Annotated in this window: 18 protein-coding genes and 2 pseudogenes; 4 read left to right on the top strand and 16 right to left on the bottom strand. The window is 39.8% G+C overall.

Annotated features, from left to right (window positions below; genetic code table 11):
* Positions 1-316 precede the first annotated feature (316 nt).
* Both ACZ43M_RS03610 and ACZ43M_RS03605 read left to right on the top strand, forming a co-directional pair.
* Entirely contained in the window at positions 317-1,672 is a 1,356-nt protein-coding gene (locus tag ACZ43M_RS03610; RefSeq protein WP_464506093.1) for a glycoside hydrolase family 27 protein, read from the top strand.
* Positions 1,673-1,859: 187 nt separating this feature from the next.
* On the top strand, positions 1,860-2,567 hold the full coding sequence (locus tag ACZ43M_RS03605) for an FTR1 family iron permease (protein ID WP_464506092.1): 708 nt from the start codon (positions 1,860-1,862) through the stop codon (positions 2,565-2,567).
* Between the two features lie 422 nt (positions 2,568-2,989).
* Here ACZ43M_RS03605 and ACZ43M_RS03600 read toward each other — a convergent pair whose 3' ends face one another.
* The 16 genes and pseudogenes from ACZ43M_RS03600 to ACZ43M_RS03525 all read right to left on the bottom strand — a co-directional run bounded on the left by ACZ43M_RS03600 (position 2,990) and on the right by ACZ43M_RS03525 (position 22,395).
* A complete protein-coding gene (locus ACZ43M_RS03600; RefSeq protein WP_464506091.1) occupies positions 2,990-4,702 on the bottom strand; it encodes a M4 family metallopeptidase in 1,713 nt (570 codons plus the stop codon).
* 575 nt (positions 4,703-5,277) lie between these two features.
* Entirely contained in the window at positions 5,278-5,793 is a 516-nt protein-coding gene (speG, locus tag ACZ43M_RS03595) for a spermidine N1-acetyltransferase (protein WP_464506090.1), read from the bottom strand.
* A gap of 362 nt (positions 5,794-6,155) precedes the next feature.
* On the bottom strand, positions 6,156-7,136 hold the full coding sequence (locus ACZ43M_RS03590; RefSeq protein WP_464506089.1) for a DUF4179 domain-containing protein: 981 nt from the start codon (positions 7,134-7,136) through the stop codon (positions 6,156-6,158).
* On the bottom strand, positions 7,123-7,653 hold the full coding sequence (locus ACZ43M_RS03585; RefSeq protein ID WP_464506088.1) for an RNA polymerase sigma factor: 531 nt from the start codon (positions 7,651-7,653) through the stop codon (positions 7,123-7,125). Before ACZ43M_RS03585 ends, ACZ43M_RS03590 begins: the two co-directional genes overlap by 14 nt.
* A gap of 293 nt (positions 7,654-7,946) precedes the next feature.
* Positions 7,947-9,338, bottom strand: coding sequence for an MFS transporter (locus ACZ43M_RS03580; protein ID WP_464506087.1), 1,392 nt, complete (start codon positions 9,336-9,338; stop codon positions 7,947-7,949).
* A 14-nt stretch (positions 9,339-9,352) separates the two neighbouring features.
* Positions 9,353-10,297, bottom strand: coding sequence for a nucleoside hydrolase (locus ACZ43M_RS03575; RefSeq protein ID WP_464506086.1), 945 nt, complete (start codon positions 10,295-10,297; stop codon positions 9,353-9,355).
* A gap of 12 nt (positions 10,298-10,309) precedes the next feature.
* Positions 10,310-11,215, bottom strand: a complete 906-nt coding sequence (gene rbsK / locus ACZ43M_RS03570) for a ribokinase (protein ID WP_464506085.1) — start codon at positions 11,213-11,215, stop codon at positions 10,310-10,312.
* A 186-nt stretch (positions 11,216-11,401) separates the two neighbouring features.
* On the bottom strand, positions 11,402-12,130 hold the full coding sequence (locus tag ACZ43M_RS03565) for a GntR family transcriptional regulator (protein WP_464507937.1): 729 nt from the start codon (positions 12,128-12,130) through the stop codon (positions 11,402-11,404).
* Positions 12,131-12,328: 198 nt separating this feature from the next.
* Entirely contained in the window at positions 12,329-12,925 is a 597-nt protein-coding gene (locus ACZ43M_RS03560; RefSeq protein ID WP_464506084.1) for an NADPH-dependent FMN reductase, read from the bottom strand.
* 238 nt (positions 12,926-13,163) lie between these two features.
* Positions 13,164-14,912 carry a beta-N-acetylhexosaminidase gene (nagZ, locus tag ACZ43M_RS03555; protein ID WP_464506083.1) on the bottom strand — a complete coding sequence of 583 codons (1,749 nt, stop codon included), beginning with the start codon at positions 14,910-14,912 and terminating at the stop codon, positions 13,164-13,166.
* Positions 14,913-15,287: 375 nt separating this feature from the next.
* Positions 15,288-15,995: a M48 family metallopeptidase gene (locus tag ACZ43M_RS03550; RefSeq protein WP_464506082.1), complete on the bottom strand. Its 708-nt coding sequence runs from the start codon at positions 15,993-15,995 to the stop codon at positions 15,288-15,290.
* A 17-nt stretch (positions 15,996-16,012) separates the two neighbouring features.
* Complete coding sequence (locus ACZ43M_RS03545) at positions 16,013-16,471, bottom strand: heme-binding protein (protein ID WP_464506081.1); 459 nt, start codon at positions 16,469-16,471, stop codon at positions 16,013-16,015.
* Between the two features lie 280 nt (positions 16,472-16,751).
* Complete coding sequence (locus ACZ43M_RS03540; protein WP_464506080.1) at positions 16,752-20,531, bottom strand: discoidin domain-containing protein; 3,780 nt, start codon at positions 20,529-20,531, stop codon at positions 16,752-16,754.
* A 585-nt stretch (positions 20,532-21,116) separates the two neighbouring features.
* Positions 21,117-21,248, bottom strand: a pseudogene (locus ACZ43M_RS03535) (cytidine deaminase); the annotation flags it as partial.
* A pseudogene (locus ACZ43M_RS03530) lies at positions 21,249-21,368 on the bottom strand (M48 metallopeptidase family protein); the annotation flags it as partial.
* A gap of 76 nt (positions 21,369-21,444) precedes the next feature.
* The gene (locus ACZ43M_RS03525) at positions 21,445-22,395 is read right to left on the bottom strand and encodes a threonine ammonia-lyase (protein ID WP_464507936.1); all 951 of its coding nucleotides are present in this window, start codon (positions 22,393-22,395) and stop codon (positions 21,445-21,447) included.
* Positions 22,396-22,710: 315 nt separating this feature from the next.
* Between ACZ43M_RS03525 and ACZ43M_RS03520 the strand changes: the two genes are divergently transcribed.
* Positions 22,711-23,580 carry a LysR family transcriptional regulator gene (locus ACZ43M_RS03520; RefSeq protein ID WP_464506079.1) on the top strand — a complete coding sequence of 290 codons (870 nt, stop codon included), beginning with the start codon at positions 22,711-22,713 and terminating at the stop codon, positions 23,578-23,580.
* A 164-nt stretch (positions 23,581-23,744) separates the two neighbouring features.
* Entirely contained in the window at positions 23,745-24,977 is a 1,233-nt protein-coding gene (locus ACZ43M_RS03515; RefSeq protein ID WP_464506078.1) for an MFS transporter, read from the top strand.
* Positions 24,978-25,074 lie beyond the last annotated feature (97 nt).

The following is a 25,074-nucleotide window of genomic DNA, read 5'->3' as shown; positions in this document are numbered from 1 at the left end:
ACTGGTCAAATCGTCTTTAGGATTCCAATTACTGGTATCCTAAAGACAAAATTTACGTCAAAAGAGCAAAAATGTCTTTAAGCCCGGTTTTTAAAGACAAAATTGGTTCGTCAACTGGTGAAATCGTCTTTAGGTTCCCAATTACTGGTAGACATAAAGGTAAATTTTAAAAATTGCTTGGCCCCCCACTGGGCAACCTATGTGACAGGAACCTATTTTTCCTTAATGTTACTACTGTTGATTATATTTTAAACTGACTTACTATTTACTTGGATTTTAGCCTATCGATTAAAACCAATTCTCGGGGGAAGCGTTTATGCTAAAGAGATTTTTGATATCTTTGATCTTATTATCGATTATATTTTGTGGGAATTACCCATTCTCACCAGTAGAAATGAAAGCTGCAAAAGCTTCGGCCTACAACACTTCAGCACAACGTCCATTAATGGGCTGGAGCAGCTGGAGCTCTATTCGGAAGAAACCAACGGAGAGAAAAATCAAGGCAGCAGCCGATGTTTTAGCGGCAATTTTTCAATCCCATGGTTATCAATATGTCAATCTTGATGATTATTATATGCTGGATTGGACTACTACAGTTGATCAGTATGGCAGATGGGTGGTGGATCCGAAGGAGTTCCCCCACGGCATGGCAGCACTTGGAGACTATATCCATAAAAAGGGATTAAAGTTTGGCATGTATGTTACGTTAGGAATTCCCAAAGGGGCGGTTGACCAAAACACACCGATTGAAGGAACGCCTTATCACGCCTTAGATATCGTCGACCTAACCAAAGGCCAAAAAGTTAACTTTAACTTTAAACATATGTATGCGATTGATTTTTCCAAGCCTGGTGCACAGGCGTTTATCGATTCCTGGGCAAGGCTGTTTGCTTCCTACGGGGTGGATTATCTGAAAATTGACGGTGTCCGCAACGAGGATATTCCTGATGTGGAAGCTTGGGCCAAAGCGCTAAAGAAAACAGGAAGACCGATTCATGTGGAATTATCCAATAACCTTGACATTAAACACGCTGAAACATGGAAGCGGTTGTCCAATGGCTGGAGAACCGACCACGATATCGAAGCCTATGGAACGCCGACCTTAACCAATTGGAAAAAGGTATCGAGAAGATTTGATGATGCTGCCATCTGGCAGGATCATGCCGGGCCAGGGGCTTGGAATGACTTTGATTCAATCAATGTGGCCAACGGTATTAGAGACGGCTTAACAAAAACCGAAAAACGTTCCTATGTTACGTTATGGGCAATTGCGGCATCGCACTTTGTGATTGGAAACGACCTGACAAAACTGGACATGTACGGATTAAGCCTTTTAACCAATGACGAAATAATTTGGGTGAACCAAAGCGGAGTTGCAGGGAAGCGCTTGTATAAAACGCCCACGTCCCAGGTGTTTTATCAAGCACTGCCAGATGGATCGTACAACGTCGCCCTATTTAATACCGGTTCCTCCAAACAAACCGTATCGGTTAAGTGGTCTGATTTAGGGATTGAAGATTTTGCTGCCGTTCGTGATTTGTGGAGCCATCATGATGTTGGAATCGTCGATTCGGAATTTACAGCAAGCCTGTCTACCCATGATGCCCGCATGATCAACGTGGTTCCGATATCATTACTGGCTGCATCCTTAAAGTCGGCTGCAAGTGATTGATTTACCTTAAAAGTACCACAGCCACCACCTGAATTATGTACTAGCTTTTTTGTATACCTAGCCCAAAACCCTAAATTATTCAAAAATCAAAGTACCTTTTTTGAAAATTTAATATTGACCTGAGAATTATTTTCAGTTACATTTATAATTGAAAATGATTCTCATAATCATTTAGGAGGGGTTTTAAATGTTTGATAGTTTATTTCTGTCTCTTCGGGAAGGGCTTGAAGCTGCACTTATTATAGGTATCATCCTTGCCCAAATTACTCGGATTGGACGTAGAGATTTATCTAAATTTGTATATGCTGGTACCCTTTTAGGGGTTATTATTAGTGCTGTTGTTGGATTTATTGGCTTCAGTGAAGCTCAAGAGGCCGGAGAAGCTGGAGAAGAATTAATTGAAGGGATCATGATGCTCCTATCAGCCGGACTTATTGCTTATTTCATCCTCTGGATTCACAGAAATCAAGGCCATACTTCAGCAGTCACGGAAAAGGTAGCTAAAAACACAAGTTCGATTGGCTTGTTTGTATTATCTTTCCTGTCTGTCGTACGGGAAGGGATAGAATTGGTCGTTTTCAATTTGACCAAGATTACAGAAAGTTCTTTTTCAGTAGCAATAGGCAGTGTTTCAGGTATTATACTTGCCGTCCTATTAGCTATCATCTTATTTAAAACATCTATTAAACTTAATTTATCCCTTATCTTTAAAGCATTAGGGATCCTCCTTATCTTTGTTGGCGGCGAGATGTTTGGAGAGGGTCTTGTAAAACTATTTGAAGGCGGGGAAATTCTAGAGGAAATTGGAATGGCCGCATTTATCATTCTATCGCTTTCCGTCTTTTTATGGGCCGATTTCCAACAATTATGGAAGAAACGCATTGCTGCTAAATAAGTTATAAAAAACTCCGATTTTTGTAGAATAATATAAATTCAACATATGAAAACGCACTGAATTTTACAGTGCGTTTTTTATACTGGCAAATATTAATTGATATTTAAGCGGAAATTTTTCCGTTAAACTCTAAATAGAGCTGGACTCGGGGTATATAAGCGGAGTTTTTCCGATTAAACAATGTAAAATTTACTATTTTCATGTTTTTCGAGTCAATAACCGGAATTCTTCCGTCTATTTATTCTATTTTTAATCTTATTTTCTAATTAAGGGAAAATTCTCCGTTTATCATGCTCGCTTAATCAAAAAAGGCTTAGAGATCTCTAAGCCTTTTTACTGTGAAATATAAATGATTTACATCCGAAACGCTGCCGTCCAAGCAGCAGATGCAACAGCTGTTCCGGAACTATTCTTTATTTCAATTAGTAAATTCCTACTGCATCAAACCCGGAGTTAGCAGCAGCCACCTCCGCGCTGCCTTCACCATAAAGATCGATGGCAGACTGAACTACCGCCTGGCGTGCATCACTAAAATCGGAATTTGAGGTTAGGTAAACGGTTAAAGCACGGTAGTAGATTTTTCCTAACTTTTCTCTTCCAAGTTCTTGGCCAATCAAGTACGCCGCATGGTTGGTAATCGAGGAGTTAACATGGACACCACCGCCATCAACAGATGCAGGCATGTGATAAAACTCGTCCATATGGTCCGGATAAACGCCGCCATTTGTACTGTATGCCCTTCTATCCGCATTGCTCACAACAACACCGTTTGGATTACTTAAACTGCGCAATACGTTTACACCATTCGCTTTAGCAGCCGGGGCCATGATATCCTCGCCCATTTCCCAATCATCATCGTCCACGAGGGCTCCAAAGACGTCCGCAAACGATTCGTTTAGTGCACCAGATTGATTGCGATACACTAAATTAGCTGAATTCGTGATCACTCCGTGCGTCATTTCGTGGGCAGCCACATCCAGACCTGCTGATAGAGAAATCATAAACTCGCCGTCCCCATCACCATAGGTCATCCAGCGCCCATTCCAGGAAGCATTATTGTAATTAGTGCCATAATGGACCCTTGATATAATCGCCATTCCGTTCCCATCCAAGGAATTACGGCCATGTTCATTTAGATAATAATTATATACTTTTTCAGAATTATAGTGTGCATCCACAAGCGCTCGATCATAGTCCCCGATAAATGCAGCAGAGTTCCCTACATAGACAGTATCATTACTTGAAGTGTTGTCATTTTTTGCATCATACGTTACGATTCCTCCAAGATTTTCATGAGAGTAATCGGCTAACGCAAACTTCGTTCCGGCATTTGGTTCCTTCACTTGGGTGATATGTAGCTCCCGATGAGCACCATGCACCCCTTTTCCGGCACCTTTTTGTGTTTTATTTTCATCCGCATGCATTAAGCCATTAACCTTATCAACCACTTCTCCTGTTTTGGCGTCCACAAAGACAAACCAGTTTCCGGGTTCCTCCCCCATGAAGTTCACATTCACTTTATAGGCTGTCACATTTTCCCCTTCAAAAGGATAGACAACCAGCTCAGAGGTTGGCTCATAGGTCAGTTCTTCTGGGGCATTGACAGCGGATAATGCCTTCTTAAGTGCTGTGTCACTGCTTAAAGTGGCCTTCGTGTCCACTGCAGCATCGGTAATTGTCTGATTCACTCTTCCGTTAACAGACGTGATCTCATTATTTTCATTAAAATGTACAATGACTTCCGCTCCTTCTACCTTTACCCCGTTTATCGACTGGTCAAAGCGGACGTGCGTCATACCTAGTTCATCTTTTTGGACATTTTTTACCTTTAGATTTTTCTCCGGATCTTTTACCCCGGTTTTATCTTGGTTTTTCTTTAAATAACTCAATGCATTGGATGTGTTGCTGGAGGAGAATTTCTCTGCCTGCCGCTCCTTCACAAATACTGGAACGCTGGCTTTGGCATTCCACTTCTCAGAAGCTTGTACACTAGTAACCACCTTTGAATCAATCGGATTTGCCCAAACATTACTAATTGGGAAAGAACCTGCCAGCATTGCCGATGACAGAACCATCGGTATAATAAACTTTTTCCTCACTTTTCCATACCTCCTATTATTTTCCAATACGTTCATTATAGGTTAAGAGAAATCAACCCACATCCGTATTTTGAATTATTTAAATTTTTAAAATAATGGTAAAAAAAGCCCAGTTCGCCTAGCAAACTGTAGCTTTGAATATATTTTCTCTTACTATTAAATAGGGGTAGGATTTCCTTTTAACCAGGATATATCACTTTCCATCTTTGCCCGCCTATTGAGCCAACATCCTCCACGAACCCAGATGAGGGAATCAGTTGGTTTGAAAAAATAGGCGGAGAAATTACTCTTATTTAGAAAATAGTATCAAAATTAGCTTCAATAGACGGAGGAATTCCGACTATTAACTCAAAAAACATGAAAATGGGTGATTTTTCTATGCTTAACCGGAAAAGCTCCGCTTATTTACCCCGATCTGAGCTATATTCTGGAGTATAACCGGAAATTCTCCGCCTATTTGCGGGTAGTGACAGACACTCGCCATATGCTTTCATTCAGGAAAAGATTTAGGCGGGGATTGCCCCCCATTATCCAAAACGAATAAAAAACTGTGGAAATTCATTCCCACAGTTTCTGTCAAAAGAGTCTCTTAACAAATTCACGGTCTTATCTCAAGAATCCCTATCAAAATATTGACGTTGAAACATACACATTCTTATTGCATTATGGTATTCACCGTCTACAAAGAACTCATCGATCAATTCTCCTTCAAACTTGAAGCCGAGTTTCTTATAGATATGAATCGCTTTTTCATTTGTCTTATCCACGATTAAATATAATTTATACATATTTAATACAGAAAACGCATAGTCCATTGCGAGATAGGTTGCAGCCTTCGCATATCCATGTCCTTGGTGACTCGGACTAATAATAATTTGGAATTCAGCCCTGCGATGAATATAATCAATCTCTACTAATTCAACCAGCCCTACCATTTCAGTGCCTTTATGTACAATAAATCGTCGTTCACCCTGATCATGAATATGTTTATCATATAAATCCTGCAATTCAACAAATGACTCATATGGCTCCTCAAACCAATAGGACATGATGTTGGCATTAATATTTAATTTATGGACAAATCCTAAGTCTTCTCTTTCTAATGGCCTTAATTTTACATCACTCATTACCTTTCCATCCTCCAAATCCTACATTCAATCAGGGGTGTTCCCATTTAGCGTGCCCAAATCGTTTCAATTGAAACCCTTACTGGACGGGGGATTGAGAGATATGGAACATCCGTAATATGCGCAAAATGGGCCGTAGGAATTATTCTCCTACGGCCCATCCTGCCCCTGCTTCACGCTAAACTTTCGTTGTTTAATGCAAATTGTTTCCTGATCCAACCTCAATCCCCAGGTACTTAGCTTTTAAATAATATCTTGGTGAAAGTATGCACCTAAGAAATTACTAGCGCTGAGGTGCAACTCATATTCTTTTAAGAATGATTTTTCATCAAGCCATTCATTATACAATCTAACATCACACTCTACTTTACTTGTAGCTTCATTTCTAATTTACTTAACATCTGATCTATTTCCTGATCGTGCCTTGATTGGGGCCGGAATGTAATCTCTTTTGGAATACTCTCAAACGGTTCATACGAGATCTTAACTGTCCCATTATTCTCAAACATGGATTGTGGTTCCACTGCTTTCCCGTCGTTTCCATATAGTTCAAAACTCAGCTCCATCTCCCGCTCTGCTGGCTGCTTTAGCTTGTAGACCACTTCTGTTGAAGTCGGGGCAAACGTGACCTTCTCAACGATCAGGGAGATCTCACCGCTTTCTTTCTTCTCCATTGGAAGAATTACCTTGTTCTCCGAAGTTATTTCTTCCACCGGAAAATGAATATTCCACTTTCCTTCCGTGGCGCCAAGCTTACTGAAATTCACGTCGAGGTCAAATTTATCAGGGAGAGGTGTAGATGAATCTAGGTGCATGACACCAAGAAACGTATGGTCATCGTATCGTTCACTGTTACCTCCTACACCATAATTCCCGGGCTGCTTTCCATCGATTTTGAAGCCGATCGATGGATTAACGTTGTCATCAAGGACCTGTTCCGATTGGACTATATAGCCAATTGAAACCTGAGTCCCATCAAAGATCACCTCATTCACAGTAACCGTGATGCCCTTATCACTAGCACTCTTATTTATCGTTTGCGAAAGCCCTTTTTCAACGGTTGTCTTTAACGTACTATCTTTGGAATGACTAAACACCGAACCGACGAACGGAATACTTTGCAGTACCTGGGCCATGGTAGTGTTTGTGAATCCAGTCCCCAAAAGAATCGCCGCACTAGCTACAATCCCGCTAGCGATCATCGTTGACTTCTTCCTTTTCTTCTTTCGCTCCGGAAGACTTGAGAGGGTGTCGTCAATCCGACTGCGGACCTGACTTGGCATTTCTTCGCTCTCCATTTGTCTCAATAATTCACTTAATTCTTTATCATCAATTTCCACCATGATATACTCTCCTCTCAGTTTTTGGATTTAGGAATTCTGATAGTTTCATCCGAGCCCGGCTGAGACGTGATTTTACCGTTCCATCAGGAATATCCAATGCTTGGGCGATCTCACGAATGCTCCATTCCTTTAGATAATAGAGCGTTACCGGAACGCGTAACTCCTCTTCCAATGATGTAAGAGCATCTGTCAACTCAAAATCCGAACGATCATCAGAGGTTCCTTGCTCCATCCATTCCTGCATTGGAACGACCTTCTTGTTTTTCCGCAGTATATCGTAGCAGCAGTTCATCACAATCCTTACCATCCACGTTTTAAAAATAGTAACGTCCCTTAAGTTATGGATGGAACTGTATGCTTTTAATATGGCTTCTTGGAGCGCATCCGCACAGTCGTCATCGTTATGTAAGATAGACTTAGCTACCTTATAAAGTGTGTCTTCCACATCTTTCACAATCACCACAAAAGCTTTCTTATCCCCTTTTTGGGCTTTTTTTATGTCTAGTTCCCTAGCCAAATGTCTCCCCCCCTTGTTTTTCTATCTATTAGATGGTCCACAGATTGAAACGGTTCACGCAAATTTATATTTTTTTATAAAAAGGAAACCTTGCTACCGAATAGCAAGGTTAATCTAGGGAGGATATATAGAAGAGTTGCTTATTGTCCGTTTTAAACCGTCATTTTAAAGTATAACAAACCTCATTAATTCATATAGAAAAAATTTGAGTTAATTGTTCACACACCCAAGAAAAAAACACCCAGAAATTAGCAATCATTTCTGGGTGTTCCTCGTTTCTACCATATATAAAATTAATTCTTCTTTTCCGGCTTCGGAGCAATTAACAAGCTCGATATCAGTGCTAGGACTGTGATGCCAACAGAAAGCCAGAAGCCTGTAGTAAAGTTGCCTTTTGCAACAAATGGCGCAACAAATCCAATACCTAAGGATGCTCCGATACCAAATGCCGCACCGTTCAGTCCCGGTAAGGCCGAAGGAGCATCATCTGGTGATTGAATAACACCCAGACCGTTGATTGTGGTAAGAATCAGTCCGTTATAGGTGAAGCCCATTGCGATGACACAAGCGAATACCATCCATTGATTTTGCCAAAATAGGGCAAGCACAACAAGGATTGCGATATTTAACACAATGCCAATGTGCATGATGCGAATCCATCCTACTTTACCGGCAAGCCAGCCAGATAATGGTGCACTAAATATACCAATGATTGCACCTGGCATTAAGAACATTAAACCAGTCGCAGCGGCACTCATTCCGAATCCAACCTCTTGATTCTGACTGAGCAATACAATTGTAAAGTTGATAACTGCAAACACACCACTCAATGTCAGCACGGTCGTCGTAATCACAGGCCAAACTTGACGAGAACGGAGATGTTCCACCGGAAATAGCGGGGAATCACTCTTCTTCTCGATCAACCAGAAGGCAATCATAGAGACAATGGTACCTGCAAGGTAAAGAAGCGGGATGGGAGCAAACCAGCCGGTCGATGAAGCCAGCGTTAGGTAGTTCGTCAAACAGATCAAGACAATCGATATGGTTAACGCACCCCACCAGTCCATTTTACCTGTTGTATCACCTTTCGTTTCCGGAACAGCAGCCTTTACACCAAAGAAGGCGATGATACCGACAACTAGAATGACGACGAAAATGGAACGGAAACCGAAAGTATCACTGAGCAAGCCGCCAAGGTACCCATCAATACCAGCAATTCCTCCATTTGCAGCGGTGACGACTCCGAGAATGGTTCCGAACTGCTTAGGCGTGACTGTCTCTTTCAAGATAACGTAACATAGCTGGAACGCTGCGCCGGTAGCTCCCTGGAACACACGACCAATCATTAAAACAGTGAAGTTTGGAGCAATCATACAAAGAATGGTTCCGATTCCCATCAAGACGAGAATGAGATACAGGGCACGACGTCTGCCAATAAAGTCACTCCAACGAGCGAGAATAACACCAGCAATCGATGAAACGAGCAAGAGCAGGCTTGAAACTTGGGAAACCTGGTCAATCCCGACATTTAAAGCTGCAGCGATGTTAGGGAGTGCCGGGGTAACCATACTTAAATTAAATTGGTAAGTCAAAATACATATTATCAAGGTTACTGTCAAAGCAGCGATACCTTTAGGGGCGATCACATTTGGCCTTTCCGAATGGGTTTGAACTTGGGCTCCCATAGGAATCCCTCCTTTTACTTGTTATGAAATAAGGATAATAGCGTTTCATTTAAATGGCTTACTAAGGTTTTCGAATCTACCTCAATACAAACTTTTACATTAGGGTTCGGATCTCTTAATTTATTGGGGTCTCCAATCGTTCTGCCTTCTGCTTCTCCTTCAGTCACAACTGTTAAATGCATCGGCAGCACTGTAAAGTATTCAGGATGGACGGCATTAATCGCAGCAGATGGGTCATGAAGATAGCAGCCTTCGACACCCAAATTTTCATTAATATAGTAATCCACCATATCTGCGTATGTCTTGCCTGCTACGCTTCCTGTCTCTCTCCACTTTTGTGTATCTGCGTTCGTTAGCGTCGATCGCGTCGTTACATCTAAACCAACCATCGTAACGTCTAAACCGCTTTCAAAAAGAAACTTAGCTGCCTCTGGATCTTGTGAAATATTGGCTTCCGTATATTGATTGACATTTCCAGGAACGGTTAAAGCTCCACCCATAATGACCACTCTGCCCATCATGTCTTTTATCTCTGGAGCTTTTTTTAGTGCCATCGCAAGGTTTGTTTGTGGCCCAGTAGCGACAATGACTAATTCTTTCCCATATTTCTTTACAGATTCAATGATAAAATCGACGGCACTTTTCGTTTCTTTTTCCCTTGGTGATGTTTCCATTTCCACTTGCCCAACACCATTTTCTCCATGGATACGTGCACTCACTTCTAATCTAGTAAAATTGTCTTGTGATAGAGAATGGCTTTCCCCGGCAAATACCGGGATAGCGCTCGCATCACACATATGCAATATATTTAACACATTTTGTACCCCATCTTCTGTATAAACATTTCCGAATGTACCTGTCACACCAATCAAATCAATCTCTTTACTCCCAAGAGCATAAGCGATCGCCATGCCATCATCGATACCAGTATCTACATCCAAAATCATCTTAATCATCATTATTTCCCCTTCCTATAAATGCTTTTTTAATTTTTCTAGCGAAGGCATTCCGCTTTGTGCGCCGAAGGCCGTTATGGATAAAGAAGCACCAATACCAGCCATCTTTACCGCTTCTCGTAAGGTCATTTCCTCCGCAAGTGCGTATGCTAAGATTCCATTAAAGGTATCGCCTGCACCTGTCGTATCTACGACATCCACTTTCATGCAGGGAACGGTATAAACGCTCTCATTTTCAATATAAGAAGAGCCTCTAGACCCTCTAGTAACAATTAAATTCACCTTATTGTTTTTACTCCATTGGAGCATTTCCTTATCAAAGTCTTCCGAGGTCTCCAATTTCTTGGCTGCCATACTCTCAAATTCAGTTTCATTTGGAGTGAGATAATCAATATATTCTAACAACCCTGCAGGTAAATCTTTAAATGGAGCAGGATTTAGGATTGTTTTTACACCAAATTCCTTCGCCTTTTTTAAAGCGTATGCAATCGTTTCTATAGGGATTTCTAGTTGGGTTAGTAACACATCTGCCTGCTTAATAAGATCGATATGGTCATCCACGACTTGTTGGTTGCAGCACTCATTCGCACCAGGGATCACCACTATGGCATTATCGCCTTTTATGTTAAAAACGCTTGCAATTCCTGTGAAAATATTTTCTTCCATTTTCACAGCTGAAATGTCTAGGTTCTCTTCCGATAAATGCTTTACTATTTTCTCACCAAATGTGTCATTCCCTACACACCCGATTAATGATGTTGAAATCCCCATCCGGGATGCTGCTACAGCCTGATTGGCTCCTTTTCCGCCCAGCATATAGTGAATATGATTTCCGTGGATAGTTTCGCCGATTAGCGGCAGTCTTTCTGTGGTCAACACCATATCCATATTTAAGCTCCCTAATACAACGATCCTCTTCATTCCATCACCGCCTTCTATCAATCTGATTTTAAACATACATTGTACACTTGTATGTATTGCTGTATGTTTTATACATTCATAATATACCCGTATGCAAACGCTGTCAACATTTTGATTTTATTTAAAAATAAAAAACTTCCTGGTTTGATTTCTCAAAACCAGGAAGTTTTCATTCCTTTACTCTATTTAATTATTTCTGGACACCTTAAAAACAGCACGTTCAAAAGGGATATAATACTTATTATAGGCGATAATGTTTCCATTTTTATCGGTTATACGCTCAGCAATCATTTGGTAATACTTAGAGGGATTACCTTGACTTGCTGTTTTGATCACCTCTGTTGCTGAGACAATGCGAATTTCAAGCTTTGAGGAAAGGCCATATTCGTAAATCTGATTTTCAAGAAAATCTAATACTTCATCCTGATTATTTAAATCAATTGATTTGATATAATCAAAATCAGTCGCTACATGGGAAAAACAGTAGCCCTTAACACTATCTTTTTCTTTATAATACCTGTAGATAGCAAGCACTACCGAGGTTTTCCTGTTGAAAATCCGTTCAACATGCTCACTTGATACTTCAATTTTCATCTCTATATCAACATTGTCAATCGGATCGATGCAGCTTTTATAGAATGGATTTCCCATTCTTTCAAGCCCAATATTGTCCACATTTAGCGTTTTACGAACAAAGTTACCTATTCCCTTTTTAGCCTCTAATATGCCATCTTCCTGTAATAACCCTAATGCTTGTCTTAAGGTCGACCTGCTTACACCTAACTGTTCTGCCAATAATGGCTCAGAAGGTAATTTACTATCCTCAGGATATAATCCATCTTGTATCATTTTTAAGATTTGATTATATGTAGTAGCATATCGTGTTGCTTTTTTAAATAGCTCATTATTTTTGATTATTTTCCCCTCCCCTGAATCTCTCGGCTATTCAATTCTTTAGTAAAGCAGCTAGTTTTATATACCTGACATTTTTTCTCATCACTAAAAAATTATACATCTCCTGTCTTTTTTAAACAAGAAGATCTTACGTAGCAATCTCAAAAGAACACCCCTTTGGAAGGTATCCAAAGGGGTAGAGTTTCGTACTTAAATTTATTAGCGAACTGTTTTAAGAGCAGTTGCCCAAGAATTTAGTTGATCTAACATATCTTTTACTGTTCCTTCATGCATTTGAGCGGGTTTGAAGGTTTGACCATTCTCAAAATCAGTAAATAAACTTAGAGCTGGATGTGTACGAACATGTGCAATAGATTGTTCAGATAGGATTGCTCGTAAATGTTCTGCGGCACGGGCACCACCTACTGAGCCGTAACTCACAATTCCTGCTGCTTTGTTAAACCATGCCTCACGTGCCATATCCATTGCATTTTTTAAGGCGCCCGTAATACTATGGTTGTATTCTTGGACAATAAATACAAATCCATCTAAGCTGCCGATTTTTTCATTCCATTTTGCAATCCCTGGCTCTGACCCATCAGTTGTACCTAAGAAAGGCAGGTTAAAATCTTTAATATCCACTATTTCATAATTTGCATCACCACGTTTGTCCGCAAGTGACTTCACCCATTCTCCCACTTGTGGGCTAAGACGGCCTTCGCGAGTGCTCCCCAAAATAATTCCAATGTTTAAGTTTGCCATCTGTTCTTCCTCCTTATTAGTAGAACCTCCAAATAATTTGTCAAAAAGGCCCATATTGGTTACCACCTTTAAAATCAAATATATGACAAATTTACTGTTTCCCTTGTACTATCTCTTTATACTTTTAATATAAAAATAAAAAGCATTACCGTTGCTACAGTAATGCCCCTATTCAGAATGACTGAATAGGTCGAATGATAGATTGACGGTTTTATTTTTGTGGCTGCTTTTCTACCTCGTTCATACTTACATTTCTTTCAGCAAAAACTTTTTTCTTTGCAAACAAGAATAATTAATGTAAATAATTTTTCAGAAGGCTATTAATGGATTGATTCATTTCATTTATGTTAGGATTATTTACTTTCGCATCGGTAAGGCTATATTTCCTTTTAAGTTGGATAATTCTTTCGACACTTTCATTTAATCTTTGTTGTGAAATTTCCCCATTTTGAACTGCAGTTTTTAAAGACGAGATAATCTTTACAACCTTATTATAGTCATGTCCTACTAAAATAATATCGCTCCCTGCCTTTACAGATTCTACCGCTGCTTTGCCAATATCAAAATGCTCTGTAATCGCCCCCATTGTCATATCATCCGTTATGATGACTCCCGTGAAACCAAGTTGTTTTCTAAGAAGATCCGTCATAACCACTTTTGACATGGAGGCCGGATTATTTTTATCCAATTGAGGCAATAAGATATGGGCGACCATCACAACATCTGCTCCATGTGCAATCCCGCGTTCAAACGGAATTAACTCCAGCTTCTTAAGCTCTTCAAGGCTCTTATTGACAATTGGGAGTTCCAGATGGGAATCCACCGACGTATCTCCGTGACCAGGAAAATGCTTAATCGTAGGGATGACATTTTGCGACTGAATCCCTTTCATCGTTTGAATCCCAAGTTCACTTACGATTTCCGCATTAATTCCAAAGGAACGTGTACCGATAACGTGGTTATTAGGGTTGCTGTTAATATCAAGAACAGGGGCAAAATCAAGATTTAAACCAAATTCTTTTACTTCACGGCCCAATAGTGTTCCGACCTTATAAGAAAACTCGGGATTATTTACCTTTCCAATCTGGCTATTTGGCGGAAAGTTAGTAAGCCCACCCGGCAATCTTGTCACAGTTCCTCCCTCTTGGTCAGTACTTAAAAAGAGCGGTAGATTCGAACTATTTTCAGCTTTCATTTGATTGACTAGTTGAATCGCCTGTGCAGGGGTTTCGAAATTATCTTTGTAAAAAATAATTCCCCCCACATGGAATTGGTTTACTAAATTTTTTGCGTTTGTATCCATTGTGGTTCCGGATATTCCAGCAAGAATCATCTGTCCTATTTTATCTTCTAAGCTCATTTTCGAAATTACTTCCGCAATGGATTGTTGAGTTGGCTTTTCTTCAACCTGTGTAAAAAGTGAGATATGGTCCACTTTAGGATTTGGCTGCTGCTCTGTTGTTATAGGCAAAACCCATAATAAATCAGTGGCCGTGGCTGCATGATAGACAAGAATCATTTGGTCATGAGTGGAATCTTTATAGTAACGAATGGCATCGGGCTCTCCACCCGTTTTCTTAATTTCATTCAAAGAAATCTTTTGTAGTTCTGTATCATATGATCGGATATCATTCACAGTCTGATTGGCATAACCGATTGCAGCATGATGACTCTTGTATTCCTCATACCTGCCTTTAGCCGTTTCCGAAGTATGGTCTGGCTTTCCCCACTCAGTGGTTACTTCCTTCCATTCTGTTTTACCAGAGACAAAGGGAATGTTTAGTACTTTACCTTCCTTAGATAAGGCAAAGGTTTCTTCTACTAATTTCTCAAGATTGGAAATCTGATTCACCCCCTGTTTATCGGAAGGTTTATCGGAAGGTTTATCGGATGGCTTAGTTATGATGGGGCTTTCTTTCACTGGCATCTGTTCGCTATTCATTTCTTTGATGGCATAATAAACTCCAATGAATAAGACAAACATGAAAAGTAGAATCGTAAACATACGCAGCTTCTTTCGAGAAGCCCTTTTTCTCCTCATTGCCCCATTCCCCTTTCCACTTTTTTTGGTAAGTCTAGAGTAACTATTTTACCGATTATTTGTCTTAATGCCAATCCGCTTAAAGGACCACAGGGACGGTTCTAATATAGGCAATCGGAAGTTTTGCTCAAGTTTCGAAGCACTTTATAAGTAAACGGAATTTTAATCTAAAGGAATTACTTCTAAGGAATTATCGCAAAATTTTTGATTGCCTGAGTAAGCAGGAAGTTTTAAAGTTTTTGTACAAGTAATTCGACATCCATAGTCAAATTTCCTGCTTCTTCTGGTTCCATATTTCTGCGGCCAAAGCCAGTAATCCCCTGCTTTGGCTACAATGATGTGGCAAGAAAAGAAAGCGCCAGGATAACCGTCCCCCTAAACCGTCATTTTCCAACCTGATATCTTCAACCAGTTCTCTTTTTCCTTATAATCAGGCATTATTTTTCCAACAAGACGCCAGAAGGAGCGGTCGTGGTTAAGATGCACCATATGACACATTTCGTGAATGACGACATAGTCGATGACCTCTTGTGGTGCCATTGCCAGCCGCCAATTAAAGGTCAACTGCTGCTTTGAGTCACAGGTTCCCCATGCCGTTTTGCTATCTTTGATCGTCACAGAACGTGGTTTTGTTTTGAAGTTAGGTTGATAGCTAGCTATGCTCTTCTCAACCAACGCCTTGCACTGCTGGTAATAAAATCGTTTTAAGGCTTGTTTGATTTTTTCAGCGTCACGCTGCTTAACCAATATGTGCAGCCTATCTTCTTTAAACACTACATGGTCTTGATTTATATGTTTATCTTCAAGGATTTGGATGGGATAAGCGCTGCCTAAATATAGAAAGCTCTCATCATACTCATACACTTTTTTCTGCGGCCCTTCCAGCCTATCCTTCATTTCTGTCAATTTTTGCTGAATAAGGTCCCAGTTTCCTTCTAATAGCTTATGAATCACTTCTTCAGGTGTCCCTTTTGGAGCTTGGACTTCCAGATTCCCATAACTATCGATCGTGATCCCCATCGATGTTCGATTTTTATATTTGACCTCAAAACGTATGGTCTCTCCTAAGTAGGTATGTATCATTCCATCACCTTAATCATTTAAAATGCATCAATATCTTTTAACACTTCAATAATCAAGCTATGATCATCTTCATGAGGTAAACCAGACACACAAATGGCCCCTTTAAGCTCGTCATTAACAAAAATAGGGAAACCACCGCCACCAATGCAATATTGTTCATCTGCTATCATTTCTTTATAGACAGGATTTTTATCTGCCATCAAAAATGTATATAACGAACTATGTGACGTTGTTAAAACTGTTTTAGTTTTTCTATCTAACCAATTACTTTTATTTTTGCCCTGCATTAAATAGTAACAAACCACTTCATTCTCAAAGGTGATTTGAATTCTAACACTTTTTAAATTATGATCTTTAACATATTGAATGATCTTTAATGCAATATCTAATGCTAATTGATTATCAAACTTTCTAAACCGATATTTTTTCTCGTGAGCAAGGACTTCTTCAGGAGTATATTTTGTTTTATCGTTCATTATATTTCACCTTCTTCAATAGCCTCAGTTATTCGGATGGGAACACTTGAATCTTATCTTCCCTCCATTTATATTATCCCAGTTTTAACCGAGCGCTGGAAGGTGCTTTTTCAACTACTTCTAACACAATTTCACTATGATCCTCCCCTGACATTTGAATACAACCAAAAAGAAGCTGGCGAAATCTACACTTCGCCAGCTTCCTTGTCATTATTCATGATTTTAGGATGTTTTTTATTTCTATGGCCGCTTTTCCAGCTTGACTGCAATTACGTCAATCCTAGCTTGGCCCGACAATGGACTCTTTAAAGCTGGCTACTGCATTTTCTAATGCCTTCGTTAAAATGTGATATTGGACTGCTTCTTTATCCACATTGGATAGATAACCCTCCATCTCACTGATGGCTTTCACCAACTCAGCCCGTTTCGTTTCACTCGCTGATTCGGCAGGCGTTTGCTCCAGCAATTGGGCGGCTTCTTCCAATAGTTTTGTTGCTTTCGTAAACTTATAAACTTCCAATTCGTATAAGCTGTAACCATATTTTGTTGTCCTTTGAGACATAGCAATTTTCACATACTTTGTCTTTACATCCTTTAGATGGATGACATCCGTTAGCACCTTACTTCCATCATGCGTATACGAATATGCTTTTTCAAAATGAACCCCATCATTGGAAACAAGCAAATCGTACTTACTGGCTCTTGCTGCTTCCCAGTGAAGGATAACAGTGTCAAAATCGGTCATCTGATCCAACTCGACCGTCAGCCATTGGTTTTCAATTTCTTCGACGGGGATATTTTTATACTGGGAGCCCCATCTTGTCGTTATATTACCATCAGTGGCTAAGCTGGCTGCTTGTGCTGAACTGTACTCCGACGATGCCGCCACTTTTCGGCCAACTGCCAGATTGCCTGGAGCTGTAATTGTATTCTTAAAAGCGTCTAATTTTGCCTGCAGCTTTCCTGCTAACACATCAAATGTGAACAAATCAGGATTCACAGCTGCCAATAAGTCCTTCAGCTCGTCTTTCGCCGCTAAAAGCTCGGCTCGCTCACTTTCCCCGCTTTCCTCTTCCGGAACCGCACCAAGCAGTTGATCTGCCTCATTGATTAATTTCTCGCCAAGTTCAAAACCTGTGTTCCCGAATATCTCTACCTCAAAAATACTGTAGCCATAGGTTGTGTTTCGCTTATCCATATCAATCTTAATATATTTTGCCTGGACGTCTTTTAGTTCAATCGTATCAATACTTCCATCAGAAGATCCCTGCTTGAAGGAATGGATTTGCTTAAAATTCACGCCATCGTTGGAAGCGAGCAGTTTATATTCCTTGGCCCTTGCGGTTTCCCAATAAATCTTGACCCTATTTAAATCATAGGAATCATCAAGCTCAATCATTGTCCACTCGTCGTCTTTTTGCGCTTCGGTCTTATTCCGGTAATTGGACCCCCATCTGGTTCCGGGGTTTCCATCCACCATAAAGGCTGCCCGCTGCGATAAATCATAGTCTGAAGATGCCGTGGCTTTTTGGCCAAGCGCGAGATTTTTTTGCAGACTGTTTTCCAGACCTTTATTCATGATTTCAAAGTTATCAATTGTGCCCTTGACTCCAAGGCCAATTTTTTCAAGCGGCAGCACAAAGGTGCTTGAATCATTGGTGCGGCCTTCTAATTTATTGGCTTGCTTGGACGTGGATACCTTTTTTCCATCGATATATAAATTTGTTTCACGATGATCCCCAACTAAGATCACATGGTGCCATTTTTCTTCCGGCAGGGCATAATCATGGGTAAATTGATAGTTTACAAATTTGGCCTTGCTTCCTTCGGAGGTCGGCTCACTTCTTTCGTAGCCTATTTTTCCGGTGCCGTTCAAATTCAAATAAAGGTCTCCATCCTTTCCGGAGAATAAGGTGGCATTGTCAAGCGAACCTTTGTCCAATTTGATATCGAACGCCACACTATAGGGGAATCCCATCGAAGAAACCGGTAATTCCAAATATCCGCTGCCATCCAGCTTTAATGCCTTCCCTCTTGGGCCATCCACTAATTTACCGCCGTGTACTTTGGCATCATAGCCATTCCCTGACTGGTCTTGGATTTTATGTGCAGTAATTTTTTCAAAATCATACTTCGCAACGAGTGGAGACTTGGATTCTACGTATCTCGCAGGGTTGGACATTGGCGTCATGGTTTGGACTGCGTCAACTCTCTCCATAAATTGATCCGAGGTCTGTCCTGCTGTTTTCTCCCCATACCATGTCTTTTCTGCAACGAGCATAACAGCATCTTTAAAGCGGTCAAAAATATCAAAGCTAGACAGCCCGCCTGTGTAAGCAGTTAAATCATTCCATAATGCGAAAGCCGCACCTTTTGTCTGTGGATGAGCGAGCGGCATTTCCGCGCTGCCTTTTCCACTTGATTTGGTCGTGATGAATTTATTTACATCGAAAGTATCGTATTTATCTTTAATATTCAGGTAGTCTGGGAATCCGGCATTTCCTAATGGCACAATGTATAAATCCGTGCCATTTGTATTAATGATGTCGTAGCCTAAGTCATACATTTCTTGGACATCGGACCAATAAGGCGCCCAAATATTCATCGTGGCTTCATTGCTTATTGGTGTCACCCCGTCAAAGCCATTTTTCCCAATCGAACCCCAAAGCCTGGCCCGGTAGCCTTTGTCATTCACATAGTTAATAAAATGATTCGTATACGCCCGCATTTCCTCGGAATACTTCTTGTCATATTCATCGGTGCCGATATTAAATTCGCTGCTTAAGAAGACTCTGTCAGGGTCATGAATATCCTTGCCCAAAAACTCATCAAACAGCGATTCAATAAAGGGGTACACAATTCCCCTTTTTTCAGGAGTGGTAATATCGAGATATCCTCTTGTACCCGGGAGCATCATGTCAGGATTTACTGCCCGGAAACTCTCGGCATGATAAGGCGTATCGATTTCCGTTACGACATCTAGGCCATACTTTTGCATATGTTTCTGATAGGCAATGTACTCCTCCTGAGTATAATAGCCGTCTTTTGCATTGATTTCCGGGTACTTCTTACTTTCAACACGAAAGCCCGCGTAGTTGGCCCCGGCGCGAAAATCATTAATATGCATATGGATTTCATTCAACTTAAACCAGGCCATGTATTCCGCCATGTCCTGAATATATTCCAGCGGGATATACATTCTGCCGACATCAATCATCCCGGAGCGAACTTCATATTTCGGATAATCACGGGCAATCCCCTTTGGAATAGCATCTTTTGTTGGGGATTGATATAAAATTTGCGTAATAGATGTTCCGCCATAGAGAATGCCTTTTGGTTTTGGGGCTGTAATCGTAATATGATCAGCAATCTCTAATAGGTAGCCTTCCTCGCCTAAAGAGCTTTTTGTTTGATCAAGCGTGAGAAAAATATCACCCGCAGACGGTTTTGGACGAACCACTATCACCATCTTTTTTTTAAGCATATTTTTAAAATAGCCTTGGATTAACTCGGCTGTTTCCTTTAGAGCCTCTCCACTTCGGGCATCGACAACTATTTTCGAAGACGGGGTCAATGTAAGGTTCCCATTATATCCCTTCCATTCTCTCAATCCAGGAATCACATTCGGAACGGGATTGTCCCCTTCTTCACGGGTATGGGTCCCTTTCACTTGGATGGGAACATCGTCTTCGGAAACGGCGGTGTCAGAACGGTCTTTCTTGTTTGTTACTTTGTATAGGATGTTGACCGTCATGTTACTGATTGGTTCGTAATAGGCATGATCCATGCCGATAATTTGTTTATTATCTGAACCATATAAAGCAACCTCGTATTGCGGGTCAGGAGATTCAGGAAGTACAACGGATTTTCCATCACTCGATAAGTGCGGCTTTATCTGGCTAATCACTTTCACCGCCTCTTTTGCATTGCTGAACACGACTGGCGTATTCTCATTCGTGCCCGCTTCTGCATAAGCGATTGATCCGGGTACTAGGCTTGCTAATAATAGCAATACAGCAAACAAACTCATTATGACCCTTCCTTTTTTACTTTTCTTCATTTTCATCCTCCTCGATTTAAAATTGGTTATTGTTCCTATTAAAAAAGTGAAAATGATGCTTTCTACTAGAAACCGCTTCCAAATGCTTTTTAAAAAAGACAAAACTGGTTGAAGAAATAATAAAAGGCACGGGGAAAACGGAAGGATTTGCACTGACAATCATTCCGGTTTATCCCCATGCCTAATCGAATTAGTCACATGTGAACCTTATTAAACTATTTCTGTAATATTAGATTACCACCAAATTTTGTAATATTCAATAAGTTCTAAGTATTGCATTTTGTTAAATCCAATCCCCAAGAAATATCCTCCCATTTTTTCAAATTTGGTCAGACTAACTGAAGCAAGCAAAATGACTTATGATGGTTTAATCGTCAAGAATGCAGAGATTTTTCGATGACTTTATTTGCAACAAAGTTTTAGGGCCATCCTTTACCCGGGTAATTTGTTCAGTTATTGTGGAGGAGATTTAAAGTAACAAGCTAAATGAATTCCTATTAATTCAATCAGTAAATTACACTCTAAAAAGCTCAGAGTTTACTGCTCTGAGCCTTCTTATTCTATTAAAGCCCGTTGAAGATATTATTAAATATCGCTTGTATATTTTTCAGGCAGTAGCTCCAATACATTACATTTCACTAATTTATCATTATAAGGAATGATTACATCTATATTTTTTCCATAATCACTGATTAACTCTCGACACATACCACAGGGGACCTCTTGTGGTGCCATTGCCAGCCGCCAATTAAAGGTCAACTGCTGCTTTGAATCACAGGTTCCCCAAGCCGTTTTGCTATCTTTGATCGTAATAGAACGGGGTTTTGTTTTGAAGTTATGATGGTCTCCCCCATGTAGGTATGTATCATGCAATCACCTTAATGGACCGGAAAAGTTGAACTTCATCCATGGACTAATTCTCAACTAAATTCTTAAACCTTGACCACGAGACATTTCGGCCAGTAACAACAACCGCTACCTTTTTACCTTTCAGCTCCTGTTCATCAACCTTTAATGCAGCCACTGCAGCTGCGCCAGAAGGTTCGACGATATAATTTGCCTGAAAAAGTCCCTTCATCCCCATTACTATCTCTGCATCAGATACCGTAACTATTCGATCCATGTATTTTAAAAGAATCGGGAACGTAATCGTTTCTGGTTCAATTGTGCCACTTAATCCTTCGGCAATAGAGGGCTTAATTTTTACAGATATGGCTCTTCCTTGCTGATACCAAACTGCAATGGTAGGACTATTTGCAGTCTGGACACCCCAAATTTGTATTTTGGGATTTATCGACTTAAGAGCAATACAGATTCCAGAGGTTAGTCCCCCGCCTCCTATGCCAGCCAATACAATATCAACATCGGATAAATCATTTACTATTTCTAATCCTACAGATCCTCCAGCTGCAATCATGGCTTCATCATTATAGGCTGAAACAAAAGTAAGTCCTTTTTCTTTTGCATCCAAAAGGGCAGTATGTCTAGCCGCTTCTATAGAAGGAAAGAACTTCAGTTTCACACCATAATTCTCCAACATGTTTACTTTACTTTGATCCGCATCTTCGGGTAAGTAAATATGTGCCTCCATGTTCAACTTTTTAGCAGCAAATCCTAAACCTATTCCGTGGTTTCCAGCAGAAGGAGCAATGACACCACTAGTTGAGTCATTTTGAGCTAACGTCAAAACCTTGTTAAACGCTCCACGGGCTTTAAAACTACCCGTTACTTGGAGATTTTCTAATTTTAAATAAATTTCCGCATCATGGATTATGCTTAACTCTTCACTATATTCTAATGGTGTATGATGGATATAATTTTGAATACGTTTTTTTGTTTGGATAATTTCTTGTAAAGTAATCATTCCACCCAAAAGTTCTCACTCCTTTTTGTTTTTAAGAAAAACATGATTATTTGTAGTTCGGATGGTAAGGGTACGACTTTTTAGGAAGATTCGTGAATTGGTTAAATTAATACTAACAATAAATTTTTTTTGGGGGGTAATACTAAAAGGTTTAAAACTCATAACTATTAGTTATGAGGAACAGTTTGAGGTGTGGTGCAGGGCGCCATATTGGGGGTCAATCGGCAGTATTTTCATTACCTGTTAATGCTTTACAATTTACAACCGTTGATTGAAAATAAAAATATGTAACTTACCTTAAAGGAGTCGAGGCATTTGATAAAACTAAAACAAATGGAGTACTTTGTTCATACTGTTTTAGCTGGCAGTCTTACATCCGCCTCTAAAAAATTATTCATTTCGCAGCCTGCTCTAACCAAACAGCTTCAGCAATTAGAAGAGGAACTCGGCTGTCAGCTGTTTTATCGAAAGACTACAGGACTTGAAATCACCGAAGCAGGAAAATACTTTTTCGAGAATGCTAGGAAAATATTGAATGATGTAGAGAATTTAACAGAGCAAATGAATACGTTTAATCAAAAGAACATTCTGCGTATCGGTGCTTTACCCAGCATTGGCAGCTATTTGCTGCCGGCACTTATTCCTAAAATAAGCCCAAAATATAAAATGGAACTTACTATTAAAGATACAACCTCTGAACTTGTAACATTAATAGAAAATGAAAAAATTGATCTTGCATTTGTTCAGGATGCTTCTGATTACAATGAAATCATTGTAAAGCATTTATTTAATGAACCCTATGATGCGATTCTATCTCACGATTCCCCTCTCATAAACTTAGAAACTGTAAGTTTGGAGGAGCTATTAAATGAACCATTAATTTTGCATAAAGATCCTTGTGATATTAGAGCTTTCTTAGATCGGTATTGCCAAAAAATAGGTTTATCCATCCATCCCATTATAGAATTAGAGTTCAACGATTCCATCATAGCGTTTGTCTCAAAGGGGATTGGTTCTTCTCTTGTACCACGTATGGTAGCAGAACATATAAAATACTCTACTCCTTCCGCCATTATTAAATCGATTGTTAATCAGAACTTCAAAAGAAGCATTGATTTACTTTATAAGTATGCTTACAGAAAGAAAGCAAATGAGGTTATTCAACATTTAGAAGGTACTACATAAAGCCGGTAAAGAGTCATACTCCATTACCGGCTTTTACATTTCCTAAATGGAGATCAATACCCTATAACTTTTTCTTATAGATTCGTAATTTTTATGTATTACCATCCTTTTCTAACCAGCTGTACTCTTAAACTAAAGAATAAGCTTTGACAGGATGTGTAAATATGTATAAAAATTATTTCTCATTATGCAGCGAAAAGAATTTTAGGTACTTTTTTGCTGCCAGCCTAATCGGTGTACTTGGTGAGGGGATTTTTGGGCTTTCTTCCATCGTATTAGTTTTAAGTAAAACCGATTCCGCTTTTGAAGTTGGAAAGATGTTCGTGTTAACACTGTTCCCGTCGGTGATTTTAGCCCCCTTCATTGGGGTGCTGATTGACCGAATGGACAAGAGAAAGGTAGCGATGCTTTGCAACTTAGTTCGACTACTGGCTATTTTCATTATTCCGGTTAGCTTTTATGCTGGTTTTTTTTCCATTTCTGTTTTTTCTATATCCATATTCTTTAGTTACATCGCCTGGTATATTTTAGAACCAACGAAGGAAAGTATTTTAAAATACATCCTGGACAAACATCATTATCGACAAGGGATTGCCTTAGTCCAAGGAGCATGGCAAGTAGGACTATTGGCTTCAGCCGTCATTGCAGGGTTAGTAATTGATTGGATTGGAGTAGAGTATTCCATTCTTTTAGCGGGTATGACCTATTTGCCAGCCGCCATCTTTTTTCTACTTATTGAATTACCTAATCAACTCAAAGGGGAACAGGAAACCACCCGATTATCCTATAAGAAATACACCGCTGATTTCATAGCAGGGTGGTCCTATTTCATTCAAAATAGAAAAGCGAAATTTTTTATTTTAACTACAAGCATAACCTTGCCTTATTTTTACGGAATTAATGCCTTAATTGCCCCGTTTAATCAATACATCTTGAATGGTACTGGTACTACATTAGGGATTATTGATAGCGGAGCTGGAATCGGCAGCTTACTATCAGCCATGTTATGCGCTTTTCTTGCTGCAAGAATTAACTCCCAAAAATACCTAATCACTTCCATCCTTTTATTAGGCGTTTCTACGGTTTTATTTAGCTTTACCCATTCAGTCATCATTGCCTTTTTCACGTACATTATGATTGGTTTTTTTATTGGAAACGTGAAAGTCTTATCGAGAATCTTAGTTTTCGAGTTTGTTGAGGAGAAATTTATCGGCAGGGTTATGACTACTGTTTCGATGCTTAGTTTGACACAAGCGATCATTATGTCCTTGTTCGTTTCTTATCTGGCAGAAAGAAGTATTTTATTGTCCTATTTAACTGTTTCTTTACTATTAATTCTTCCTCTATCGTATACATTCATTGGAATGAAAGCTGCGGAAGAAGCGGAGACGATATAGAGTTCTTAGTTATTTCCAGCCCAAGCACGGTTGGGGATAGAATTAATTTATAAACATAAACCTTTGGATTACTATCAAACGTATCACTATTTCTATC

This window comes from Neobacillus sp. B24 (assembly GCF_055381825.1).
Note: the sequence above shows the minus strand (reverse complement) of the source record. Positions and strands in the feature narration are given on the sequence as shown.